Raw genomic sequence first — 12,087 nt, 5'->3', positions numbered from 1 at the left:
CCTTCAACCGGGACTGGCAAGCAGTCCCAATGACTTAAATCGAGCCAAATTCACCGCGTTGGTAAGCGGCAATCCGGTCAGCGAGAGTTTCAGCGGACGCCAGCGCCATCGGCCCTTGCCAATGCACCGGCTGACGTAGCGGCGTTCCGGAAAATACGACCACCTTGGCATTGCCGTCCTTCGCCTGGAGCGCAATTTCACGCAACGTGGCCTGTGCCGGGAACACGGGCAAGCGTGGTTCATTGGCAGCAAAGCTTTGACCATCAATCACCAGCGTGCCAAAGATCGGCATGATGAAAACGCTGTGACCGTCAGGAATCGGCACGGACAGACTGGCGCCCTCATCCAGCGAGATATCGAGCAGGCAAACCTCCGTCGGCGGACGCAGCGGGGAGCGTGCTTCACCAAAAGCGCCGAGGGGAACGCGAACCTTAATCCCCGGCAGATGCACCACCGGCACATCCTGCGGTTCAAGGCTGAGCGCAAAAGCTTCAGCACCCTGCCGTTCAACCGCCAGATTCACGAAGATTTGCAGCATATGCACGGTCTTGCCGCTTTCGGCCGGCACCTCGCTGTGCACGACGCCCCGACCGGCAGCTGTCCAGTGCAGGCCCCCGGGCTGGATAAGGTTGCGCGTACCGAGAGAATCCCGGTTGTTGACGCCGCTTTCCGAATCGAGAAAGAGATAGGACACCGCCGAGAACCCGGCATGCGGATGCGTCGGGAAGGTCGCCGCACTCATCCAGGCATGATCGACACCGAGGAAAGGATCGATCGGTGCGGCCATCTCGCCACCCCGCAGGGAGTACGCGCGAAAGCCGCTGCCGATGTTCATGCGGTGTAACTGGGGTCGTCTCAGAAAACGGAAAATAAAGCACGCTAAGGCATAGCCGAACCTGCCAAGCTTGCTCCACCCTGTAGTGACGCGATCAGCGGGCAGGAAACGTTCCCCCTTCGCGCATGGCAGGCGCACACCAACTCAGACAGCACGGCCTCCATGCGCGCCAGGTCAGCCATTTTCTCGCGCACGTCCTTGAGCTTGTGCTCGGCCAGACTGCTGGCTTCCTCGCAATGGGTGCCATCCTCCAGCCGCAGCAGCTCGGCGATCTCATCCAGGCTGAAGCCCAGCCGCTGGGCTGATTTCACGAAGCGCACCCGCGTTACATCCGCCTCGCCATAGCGGCGGATGCTGCCATAGGGCTTGTCGGGGTCTCCTCGTTTTCAGTGCAATAAGTGACGGTACGCAAAGCTAGCACTGGCGCGGGGGTGGTCTGGGTAGACCGTTGATTTCATTGACTTTCCTGTTCGCTTTGTAAACGGGTATGGTGGCCTCCCACTTTTGAGGTTCACGATGCAGGGTTGGCACACAACGTTTTTGGGGATGCGTGGGCTCCCCCGCGATATCAGCGACTTCGAGATGAAGGCATTTTTCACCTTCGATGGTGCCGAGCGCGACGCAATCAATGCACGCCGAGGTGATTCCCACAAGCTTGGTCTGGCGCTCCATATTGGTTTCCTGCGCATGAGTGGGCGTTTGCTCGGTGCCTTTCGGGTAATTCCAGTAGCCTTGTGGCGCCACCTTGGCAACGAGCTTGGCATTGCAGCACCAGAAGTCGCCTCGCTGAGAGCCATGTATGAACGCGGGCGCACGCTATTCGATCACCAACAAGTAGCCTGCACGGTCCTTGGATTCCAGTGGATGAGCGAGCACCAGCGCCGCTCACTGGTACGTGAACTGCGCGACGAAGTGGCGCGCTGCGCCGACCGCGATCAGCTACTCGTGCGGGCGCGTCAATGGCTGTACAAGAACAAGCTGGTGATCGTGCACGAGCGGGCAATTCGGACACTGATTGCGGCGGCACTTGCCCAGCTTGAAGTTGAAACAGGCACCGCCATCGCCGCCAGCGTTGATCCAGCAACACTTGATCGCTGGCGAGCCTCAGTTTCAGAGCTGCGCCCAGATGGACAAACCCAGCAGAGTTGGCTATGGGCTGCACCGGCGAAACACTCAACCCGCCAAATCAGCGAGGTACTGGAGCGCATCGACCTGCTTTACACGCTGGACGTTCATAAGCACCTGGCAGACATCCCCGATCTCATCTTGCGCCGCTACGCGCGCCGACTTGTCTCCAGGCCGCCCTCAGCCGGAGCCAAGATCAAAGAGCCAGCGCGCACCGTGGAGGTCGCATGCTTTCTTCGGTATTGCCTGTTCACCACCACAGACCAGTTGATCCTTATGGTGCAGCGCCGGATCGCCGATCTGTGGCGTCAGGCTGCCGCCGATGTCCCCGCTACCGTCAATTGGGCCGCAATGTACAAAACGCTGCTCGGCGAACTTGTTGCCTTGAGCGCGCAAGGTGCGGTGCCAGATGCTGAGTTGCGTGCCCGTCTTGAAGCCTTGATCACCGAAACCCAGAAACGCAAACCACCGAGCAGGGCCTCCCTGGTCCGCGAGGGATTGATTGATGGAATTCGCCCCGTGCGGTCGTTGCTCGTCGCCATTGCAAAGCTGCCCTGGCAGGCCACCGGCGAGCATCCTGCCATCGAGTACCTTGCCAAGCTGCAAGCTTTATATCTCAAAGGATCCAGAAAGCTGCCAGTTGAAGTGGTGGCACCAAGTCTGGGAATGATCTGGCAGGTTTCGATCTCCAGCCCAGACCGGGAACGGGCGTTTCAGGCGTTGGAGGTGGCCACCCTGTTTGCCCTGCGCCGCGCGGTGCGCAATGGCTCGGTCTGGATTGAGCACAGCCTGAGCTTTCGGGGTCGTGCGCGCTTGTTCTTCACGGACGAGCGTTGGCAGGCAGAGTCCAAGAAACACTATGCCCGTCTATCGTTACCCAGCAAGGCTGCCACTTTCTTGAAGCCTTTGCTGGCCAGAGTAACTGCCGGTGTCGATGCGGTGGCCGCTGCAGCCCGCAGTGGCGTACTGCGCGTGGATGATGAACTCCATTTGTCGCCATTGCCCGCAGAGGACGAAGACCCAGAAGTGACCAAGCTGCGCGCGGCTTTGGATCACCGCATCGGTGAGGTTCAATTGCCGGAAGTGATTCTGGCCGTTGACGCCCAGGTGCGCTTTAGCTGGATCATGCTCGGACGTGAGCCGCGCTCTACCGACGAGCTGCTGATGGTCTATGCCGGCATCATGGCCCACGGCACCAGTCTGACTGCGGTCGAATGCGCGCGCATGATTCCGCAATTGTCTGCCACCAGCATTCGCCAGGCCATGCGCTGGGCGCGGGACGAACGGCGTCTGAGCCAGGCCTGCCAGGCTGTGCTGGAATTCATGCAGCGACACCCGATTGCCGCCACCTGGGGGCGGTCCGATTTGGCATCTTCTGACATGATGAGCATGGAGACCACCAAACGGGTGTGGCAAGCCCGGCTTGATCCTCGGCGCAACACACCTTCCATTGGAATCTACTCCCATGTAAAAGACCGGTGGGGCATCTTCCATGCGCAGCCCTTTGTGCTCAATGAGCGCCAGGCGGGCGTGGCCATTGAAGGTGTCATCCGCCAAGAAAAGCTGGAGACCAGCCAGCTTGCTGTGGATACCCATGGCTACACCGACTTTGCCATGTCACATGCCCGTTTGCTTGGTTTTGATCTTTGCCCGCGGTTGAAGGAACTCAAACAGCGCCACCTCTTTGTGCCACGCGGCACCAAAGTGCCCGCAGAAATCGCTGCGGTGTGCGAAGCCAATGTCGACGTCGCTTTGATCGAAAAGCATTGGGATAGTCTGGTGCACCTGGCAGCCTCGGTCATGAGCGGACATGCCAGTGCGGTGGCAGCTCTTGCGCGGTTCGGTTCTGCCGCCCAGGGCGATCCAATCTATGAGGCTGGCGTGCAATTGGGGCGGTTGCTGCGTACGGCGTTTTTGGCTGACTACTTTGTCAAGGACGCTTTCAGGAACGAGTTGCGCCGGGTGCTCAATCGGGGCGAGGCTGTTAACGCCCTCAAGCGCGCCATTTATACCGGCCGGATCAGCCCGGCGCAGGCCAAACGTGTCGATGAAATGCAGGCTGTGGCCGATGCGTTGAGCCTGATGGCCAACATCGTGATGGCGTGGAATACCTCACAGATGCAGGCGGTCCTGGATCGCTGGTCGAACCGCCGCCAGGTCATTCCACCGGAACTGATCGGGAAGATTGCGCCCACCAGGCTGGAGAGCATCAACTTGCGGGGTGTGTTTCGCTTCCCGGTTGACCGCTATGCTGACCAAATCCTGCCTTCGCGGCCAAATGCATCGATAACTGGCACCAATGGATGAAACCGACCACGGTTTGACGCCACGAATCGCAGATTTGAAAGTGAACAGGAAAGTCAATGAAATCAACGATCTACCAACACCACCTCCGCGCCAGTGCTAGCTTTTCGTACCGTCACTTATTGCACTGAAAACGAGGAGACCCCTACCGGGCTAGCGGCCTCAATCTGGTAACGGCTGCCGTCGTGTTGTGGAACACGGTCTATCTGGAACGGGCTGCGCACGCGCTGCGTGGCAACGGCCATGCCGTTGATGACGCGCTGTTGCAGTACCTGTCGCCGCTCGGTTGGGAGCACATCAACCTCACCGGCGATTACCTCTGGCGCAGCAGCGCCAAGATCGGCGCGGGCAAGTTCAGGCCGCTACGACCGCTGCAACCGGCTTAGCGTGCTTTATTTTCCGTTTTCTGAGGCGACCCCTAACTGGGCGATATCGCTCATGACTCTATACCTCAGTTGGCGCTCAGGCCGCTCAACAACGGATAGTCGGTATAGCCCTGGGGACCCGGCGAATAGAAGGTGTTCTTGTCCGGGGTATTGAGCGGGCTACCTTGGCGGAAACGTTCCGGCAGATCGGGGTTGGCCAGGAAGGCGCCGCCGAATACCGTCGCATCGGCCCGACCATTGGCCAGCGCAGCCTCGGCACTCTGCTGGTCAAGGCCGCTCCCCATCAGGTAGGCACCGTTGAAACGCGGGCGCAATAGCGCGTGGTAGTCCACCTTGGCGCCGAACAGCGCGACGTGCAGATAAGCCAGATTGAAGCCATGCAACTGCTCGACCAGGTAGCTGTAGGTTTCTTGCGGATTCGCATCGACGATGTCGTTGAAGTTCATTTCCGGGGAAATCTTGATCCCGACACGATCCCCGCCGGCCTCGGCAACCATCGCTGCCAGCACCTCCAATACGAAGCGGGCGCGATTCTCCACCGAGCCACCATATTGATCCTGGCGCTGGTTGCTGGCGGAGGACAGGAACTGTTCCGGCAGATAACCCGAGGCGGCGTGCAGTTCCACGCCGTCAAAACCGGCTTCCAGGGCACGGCGGGTAGCCATACGGTAGTCGTCGATCACGCCTGCGATCTCGTCGAGGCTGAGTGCGCGGGGCGTGACGAACGCCTGCATGCCGCTGCCGGTCCACGTCTGCCCGGCCGGCTTGATGGCGGAAGGAGCAACCGGTTGCGCTTCATTCGGCAGCAGCGACGGATGCGAGATGCGACCGCAGTGCATGACCTGCATAAAGATCCGGCCGCCCTTGGCATGGACGGCCTCGGTGACCTTCTTCCAGACGGCAACCTGGGCATCGGTCGCGATCCCCGGCGTGCGCACATAGCCCTTGCCCATCGCCGACGGGAAGACCCCTTCGCTGATGATCAGACCGGCGCCGGCGCGCTGGGCGTAGTAGGTGACAACGAGGTCGCTCGGGACGCCGTCGTCGTCGGAGCGCGAACGGGTCATCGGCGCCATCACCAGGCGATTGGGCAAGGTGTAGCGGCCGATTTGAACGGGCGTGAAGAGTTGGCTCATGGTGCGATCCTCGGTGGTTTGGTGTGCAAGCATCTTCTTCCAACGTGAATTCGAGATAAAGCCGCTAAGATGGAAATTATTGATCCATTGGTGGAGCACTTGGAATGGAACTCTTGAATGACATGGCCTTGTTCGTCGAAGTGGTCAAGGCGCGGGGTTTCCGCCGTGCGGCCGAGGCGGTCGGGATACCCAATTCCACGGTGTCACGCCGCATCAGTTCGCTGGAAAAGGCCATCGGACTGCGTTTGCTGCACCGGACAACGCGCAAGATCGAGCTGACGGAGGCGGGCCAGATCTATTTCCAGCGCTGCAAACGCATCGTCGATGAGGCCAAATTGGCGCATGAGCAACTTGGGGAGTTGCTGGCGCAACCGAGTGGCGTGTTGCGCGCTTCATTGCCGGTGGATTTTGCGAATATCTATCTGGCGCCCCTGATCGCGGAATTCGCGCGTCGCTATCCCGGCATCAGCTTCGATCTTGACCTAACGCCGCGCCTGGTCGATTTGGTGTCTGAGCCCTTCGATGTTGCCATCCGGATGGGTAACCCACCGAATTCGAATTTGATTGCGCGGCAGTTAGCCAATTTGGCGTGCTACCTCTACGCCTCGCCACGCTATCTGGAGCAATTTGGCGAACCCTCCGATCCTGCCGACTTGGCGCAGCACGAATGCCTCGGTTTCCGCACGGCTAAGGGCAATGTGTGGGCCTTGCACAAGGCAGATCAGTCGATGGAGATTGCTGTCGGCGGACGGTTTCAACTCAATAGCGTTGGCTTGATCCGGCGGCTGAGCACGCTTGATCAAGGAGTCGCCCTCCTGCCCGCTGAAATCGTTGCGGAGGACCTGGCTCAGGGGCGGCTACGTCGCGTTCTTCCAGATTGGGAGGGGCCGGCAACCCCGGTCTATGCGATGACCGAAACGCGCCTGATACCGGCAAAGACACAACGCTTCATCGATTTTCTGCGAGAACGCCTGACTGATTCTGACGGGCGGCAGCGTTAGGGTCGGAAAGCCGCCTTCGCACAAGGAAAGGTCATCAGGCAGCTATGGGTCTTTCAGCAACCGCTCGACCAACACCGGACTACTCTCCTGGAGAAGCTCTACGTTCCACACTGGAACTCCCTTCAACCGAGAAGAGGAGTTCATCATGAACACCACGACGAACACACCGCCGGCTGCGACGCGTGAACCCTGGAACCGGGGCAAGCTCGTTGGCCAGAAGGCGCCCTTGAAGCTCAAGGAGATCTGGGCGATCCGCGTCCGCCTGCAACTGTCAGAGAACCTGCGCGACCTCGCGCTCTTCGACCTGGCAATCGACAGCAAGCTGCGCGGCTGCGATCTGGTCAAACTGCGGGTACGTGATGTCGCTCATGGCGAGCAGGTTGCCTCGCGGGCAATGGTTATGCAGCAGAAGACCCAGCGTCCTGTGCAGTTCGAGATCACCGAGCAGACGCGAGGCGCGCTGAAGAACTGGATCGGCGCGGCGAAGCTTCGTTCCGAGAGCTTCCTGTTTCCGAGCCGGCTGCATAAGTCCGAACATCTGTCGACCCGCCAGTACGGAAGAATCGTCAACGGCTGGGTCACGTCAATCGGTCTGGACCCGAGCGCCTACGGGACCCACTCGATGCGGCGGACGAAGGCTTCGTTGATCTACCGTCGCACGGGGAACCTCCGTGCGGTCCAGTTGCTACTTGGTCACACGAAGATTGAGAGTACCGTGCGATACCTCGGGATCGAGGTCGATGACGCGCTGGAAATGGCGGAGCGCACCGAGGTGTGATCCGGTAATGGGTGAGTGACGGCCGCCAAGCCGGCGGTCGCTCACCCGCCAGACGCTACAGACCGAAGTTCGCGAACGACCGACCGGTCAGCTTTGAAACCTGCCGCAGGGCCACCGAGATGACGAACGTCTCTTGTGGGTCGTCAGCACTCGGCTACGAACGGCTGCTTCCGGGAAGTGAAACTTCAGCGGCCGCTTTCCGGCGGTGAACTCGAAGAGACGTCAGTCGCATCCCGACCCTGAGCTGACGGTCGCTCAGGCAAATTTTAGGGGGCTTCTTCCCGGACGAACTAGCCGTTCGGGAGTTCCTTCTCCACCGAAGGCAGACTCAACGGATGTTCGACGGCCCAGCCATTGGACAGCATGACCTCGACCGTCCAGCGTCTCGCGCAACGTGTGTTTGGATCCTCGGATTCCTTTGGCCATGCGCAGTGTCCAGAAGAAGGCGACCTTAGCCTTTAGCTGGGCGGATAGCGGCCAATCCGACCACGCGTGGCGTACGGATGAAATCCGTCGTTTGTGCTGAATAGATCCGGCCCGATCAGCACATTCCCACACTCAAAGTTTCATATGATTTGGAATTAGATGTTGACCTCTCGTAAGAAGTAGCTCAACATTCAAACATCCAAACACATTGGAACTTAGTTATGAAGCTCAGCGTAACCTTCTACGACGACACCCCTGAGATCCTCCGTTTCGACAAAGAGGACATCCGGAGCATCGTCCTCGGCGGTGTTGTAGCGCACGTCAAGATGCTCGAGACGTATGTCGGGACTGACCCGGAGGACGATGAGACGCTGATGCGTGTCTTCGGGGAGGCGCTCGACGAGATGCCAATCTGGAAGGCCTACAGCGTCATCTACGACTACGCCAATGACGGTGTTTTCCCGCCAGACTGCTCGGTTCTTGATGACTATCTTCGGATGGCGATCTCGTTCCGGATGGAACTGGTCTATGCAAACGAGTTTCACGGCATCGATATTGCATCGGCAAAAGCGAATCCGAACTCGCGGTACGGCGGCATGATTGTTACAGGCAAGGCGCTGGAAACGTTGCTTTGCGGATTCATGGCCCGATGGAAGCTCGATGTTCCTGGCAATGGATCGGACGACGCCGACGATGTGCGCTTTTGGGGCCATATGTTCGAGCGCATCGATTACGACCTACTCTCCCTCTCGGAGATTGCGATCCTGGCCGACATCCAGGAACGAAGCGTCCGCAACTACACGCATCGCACCCGTGCGGAAGACGAACGCCTCAAGACCATAAAGGTAGGCGGCCGGACGTATGTCAGACCTGAAGATGCGAAGGAATGGCTGAGGCGTAGGCGCCGGTTCATTCCCACGCGATTTCCAGAGGGGGATGTTCAACCGGAAGCAACAGAGGACGTTCAATGAGTACTCACGGATCTAACGTCGCCACGTATATCGCCAGCCGCATCGAAGCCAGCGGCCAGCTTCAGAAGGACATCGCAGAGAAGGTCGGCTTTGAGAGGCCGAACATGATCACGATGGTCAAGCAGGGCAGGAGCCGCCTTCCAATCGACAAGATCGGGTCAATGGCGCAGGCACTCGGAATCGATCCGATCGCCCTCTTTTCGATGTGCATGGAGGAGTACTACCCAAACACTTGGAAGGCAATTGCCCCCTGTCTTGAATCCGCCATGACCGCAAGCGAACGCCCAAGACGATCCAGTGAGGAGGTACTGCCATGACCACCAGCCAGCACGCCAAGATCCGCAGCCAGCAGCGGGGCATTGCACCGCTCGTCATTGACCTTCTGCTCAAGTTCGGGTCGGAAGAACCGGCCGGCGACGGAGCCTCGAAGATCTTCTTCGACAAGCGCGCTCGCCGCCGGGTCAAGAGCTACGCCGGCCCGCTCGCCGCCGTCATCGATGACTACCTCGACGTGTACGCCGTGGTCGGAGCCGACAACACGGTCATCACCACTGCCCACCGTATCGAGCGTATCCGCCGCCACTGACCCAAAACACTGAACCTGCCCGCTATACAACTTTCGGAGCCCACCAGCCCATCATGCAAAAACAACTCATCGAACGCTTCGCCCCGGTCATCCGCACGCTCTCCGCCGCTGAACTCGACGGTGCTCAAGGCCTGAATGACAAGCTGCGCCTGGCGCGGGATGGCGACATCGAGATCTGCTACGCACCCTTCGAGTACATTAATCCGCAGGCGCGCGTAGTAATCGTCGGCATCACACCGGGGCGCACTCAGATGCTGAACGCACTCAGGGAGGCACGGAAGCAGCTGGATCGCGGCAGCGACCTCGTCACCACCTTGGTCGCTGCCAAGCAGACCGGTGCGTTCTCTGGGGCCATGCGGCCGAATCTGGTCAACCTGCTGGACCGCATCGGTCTCAATCGCCTGCTGAAGATTCCGACCTGCGACGCGCTGTTCGGCTCGGCCGCCCACCTTGTGCAGACCACATCTGTCCTACGCAACCCAGTCTTCATACGCGGCGAGAACTACAACGGCACGCCGAACATGACTCGTCAGCCCCTTCTGCGCGAACAGCTCATTACCCACTTCGGCGAGGATGCGAAGGCGCTGCCGAGCGCTCTCTTTGTGCCGCTCGGCGACAAGGTCACCGAAGCACTGCACTTCCTGGCCGACCGTGGGATGATGGACCGGAACCGCATCCTCGACGGGCTACCCCATCCGTCCGGGGCTAACGCTGAACGGATCGCCTACTTTCTCGGCAACAAGAGTCGCAGCGCGCTCTCGGTCAAGACCAACGCGGACAAGCTAGACCAGGCACGCGCGGCAATGATTCAGCGTGTCAGCGCCATGGCCTGACATGGTTCGCACTGATGAGGAGGCAGGGTCTTTCAGCGTCGCTGCGGCTTCGAGCCCGAGCTTCTCGGCGTCCTTTGACCAAGAAGGACCGCGCACCGACCGAACGGCAGCAGTCTAAGTGGAGCCAGCCGTTCGAGCGATAGCGCGGCATGCAGGCCGCACGGCGGCTCCTGGCCGTAGTCGTGAGGTCACGAACGGCAGCTTCGTGGCAGCGAAACTCACAGAAGGCCACCGTGCCTCACCGGCGGCTTCGGGGAAATCCGGATGCCCGGTCTCGGTCGATTACGGGAGGGCACGACAGGCGTAAGCCGTCATCCCATTCGGATAATGTCGCGGCACCCTGGATGACCGTAGCGGTCGTCGACTTGACCGATTCCTGGTGACGGTGGCAAGCAACGATGTGCGTCGAAGTGACAACGTTGTGATGATCGGTGCCGCCTGACCTGGACGTTTGCAGCGTGCTGCTTGCGTGCCAGGGGCCATCGTAGTCGCGGCACGAGAGCAGTCGTCAACCTTCCCGGTTCGCCAGCCGGCGGCGCTGGTTTGTCACGTGGCCGCCTGCAGCGCTGCGTCCCGCCACTCAGCATCAGAGGAGCCCACGATGCTTGAGTGGCGGCCGGTGAGGTGGGGGCGGATCAACAGTGCCTCCCAGCCGGCAAAGCCTTTGCACGCGCGAAACTGGCGCGCAAGCGTTGTGCGCTAATCGAGGCCTGCAGCCCCAGATAGTCGATCAACTGCTCGTCGGTGGCGCCGCCGTCGATGAGCAGTCCCACATAGGTGTTGCGCAGCGTCTGCGCACACGCCCGCTCGCCGGTGATGCCCGCCTCCTCGAGCAGCTTCTGCGTGCGGCGGTGGACCGAGGAGGCGGAGAGCGTGACCTTCTTGCTCAGGCGTCCGAAGCCGGCCGAGCGGTCCGCCTCGAACACCTTGCGCACGGGCGACGCGTCCGCGGCGCCGTGGATCTGGTCCTGGAGCGCGAGCCACGCCCGGATCGGCGCGACGGCAAAGCCAAGGATGCGGGCACGGTGGGCGCACCCCGGGCGGCTCAGTTCGATGCGTTCCTCCACCAAATCAATGCAATTAAGCGTCAGACCCACCAGATCCCGCACCTTCAACCCTGCCCCCAGCATCACCGCGACCAGCGCCAGATCCCGGTACTCGATCCACGCCTCGGCGCCCTTCCCCTCCTGCGCGAGGTCCGCCAGTGTCGTCGTCAGCAGCGCAATCAGCGCCTCGCATTCGGCCGCGCTTAGGAACCGGCCCGGCTGATCGTCGCCCTGCCCCACCTGTTCGGCGCCCGCGAGACTGCCGACGTTGTCACCGCGGTAGCCCAGCGCGCCCAGATGCGCGAACACGCGCTCGAGCTGGCGCACGTACTGCTGGCGCTGCCGCCCGCGCTGGGCCCGCTGGCGCGGCGCGCTGCCCGCGCTGTCGAGAAAGCGCCGGATGTCGTCGGCGTCGAGCGTGTCCAGACGGCGGCCCTGGGCCTGGAGCCATTGGCAGAAGCGGCCGAACATGGCCGTGTAGACCGTCTTCGTGGAGGCACGCAGCCTCTGGTGATTGAGCCAGGAGGCATAGGCGAGGTCAGGTGTGTTGAGCCAGCGCTCGAGGCTGTCGAAGAGATCGGGGGCGGGGGTGGCGTCGCGTTGGGTCGACTGACGCTTAATTGCATAGGTTGTGCGGTGCGCAGTGTCAGCGGGTTCCAT

General features: G+C 60.8%; 10 protein-coding genes and 2 pseudogenes. 8 read left to right on the top strand and 4 right to left on the bottom strand.

Translation table 11 applies throughout. The features are described 5' to 3' along the window. Positions 1 to 34: 34 nt before the first annotated feature. Together CCZ27_RS22530 and CCZ27_RS22525 are read right to left on the bottom strand one after the other, a co-directional pair. The gene (locus CCZ27_RS22530) at positions 35 to 835 is read right to left on the bottom strand and encodes a pirin family protein (RefSeq protein ID WP_096448556.1); all 801 of its coding nucleotides are present in this window, start codon (positions 833 to 835) and stop codon (positions 35 to 37) included. Between the two features lie 44 nt (positions 836 to 879). Further along, positions 880 to 1,212: pseudogene (locus CCZ27_RS22525) on the bottom strand (MerR family DNA-binding protein); the annotation flags it as partial. 139 nt (positions 1,213 to 1,351) lie between these two features. On the opposite strand from CCZ27_RS22525, the gene CCZ27_RS22520 reads away from it, so the two are divergent. Next, complete coding sequence (locus tag CCZ27_RS22520) at positions 1,352 to 4,267, top strand: Tn3-like element IS1071 family transposase (RefSeq protein ID WP_003049965.1); 2,916 nt, start codon at positions 1,352 to 1,354, stop codon at positions 4,265 to 4,267. A gap of 143 nt (positions 4,268 to 4,410) precedes the next feature. Further along, positions 4,411 to 4,650, top strand: a pseudogene (locus tag CCZ27_RS22515) (Tn3 family transposase); the annotation flags it as partial. A 65-nt stretch (positions 4,651 to 4,715) separates the two neighbouring features. Here CCZ27_RS22515 and CCZ27_RS22505 read toward each other — a convergent pair. Beyond that, a complete protein-coding gene (locus CCZ27_RS22505) occupies positions 4,716 to 5,786 on the bottom strand; it encodes an alkene reductase (protein WP_096452501.1) in 1,071 nt (356 codons plus the stop codon). Positions 5,787 to 5,890: 104 nt separating this feature from the next. Here CCZ27_RS22505 and CCZ27_RS22500 point away from each other — a divergent pair, with 104 nt between their 5' ends. From CCZ27_RS22500 to CCZ27_RS22475, 6 genes are all read left to right on the top strand, one after another. Then, positions 5,891 to 6,787 (top strand): LysR family transcriptional regulator, encoded by an 897-nt coding sequence (locus CCZ27_RS22500; RefSeq protein WP_096448559.1) that lies wholly within the window; start codon positions 5,891 to 5,893, stop codon positions 6,785 to 6,787. Between the two features lie 145 nt (positions 6,788 to 6,932). Beyond that, entirely contained in the window at positions 6,933 to 7,565 is a 633-nt protein-coding gene (locus tag CCZ27_RS22495) for a tyrosine-type recombinase/integrase (RefSeq protein WP_096448561.1), read from the top strand. Positions 7,566 to 8,212: 647 nt separating this feature from the next. Further along, complete coding sequence (locus CCZ27_RS22490) at positions 8,213 to 8,962, top strand: hypothetical protein (RefSeq protein WP_096452949.1); 750 nt, start codon at positions 8,213 to 8,215, stop codon at positions 8,960 to 8,962. Beyond that, the gene (locus CCZ27_RS22485; RefSeq protein WP_096452947.1) at positions 8,959 to 9,279 is read left to right on the top strand and encodes a helix-turn-helix domain-containing protein; all 321 of its coding nucleotides are present in this window, start codon (positions 8,959 to 8,961) and stop codon (positions 9,277 to 9,279) included. Before CCZ27_RS22490 ends, CCZ27_RS22485 begins: the two co-directional genes overlap by 4 nt. Further along, positions 9,276 to 9,548 (top strand): hypothetical protein, encoded by a 273-nt coding sequence (locus tag CCZ27_RS22480; RefSeq protein ID WP_096452945.1) that lies wholly within the window; start codon positions 9,276 to 9,278, stop codon positions 9,546 to 9,548. The genes CCZ27_RS22485 and CCZ27_RS22480 overlap by 4 nt, the downstream gene beginning before the upstream one ends. 53 nt (positions 9,549 to 9,601) lie before the next feature. Next, entirely contained in the window at positions 9,602 to 10,381 is a 780-nt protein-coding gene (locus tag CCZ27_RS22475; protein WP_096452943.1) for a uracil-DNA glycosylase family protein, read from the top strand. Between the two features lie 635 nt (positions 10,382 to 11,016). Here the strand turns inward: CCZ27_RS22475 and CCZ27_RS22470 are convergent. After that, positions 11,017 to 12,087, bottom strand: coding sequence for a tyrosine-type recombinase/integrase (locus CCZ27_RS22470; RefSeq protein ID WP_096452941.1), 1,071 nt, complete (start codon positions 12,085 to 12,087; stop codon positions 11,017 to 11,019).

The sequence above is a fragment of the Thauera sp. K11 genome (genome assembly GCF_002354895.1).
Taxonomy (GTDB): domain Bacteria; phylum Pseudomonadota; class Gammaproteobacteria; order Burkholderiales; family Rhodocyclaceae; genus Thauera; species Thauera sinica.
This window is presented reverse-complemented; position numbering and strand designations above follow the sequence as displayed.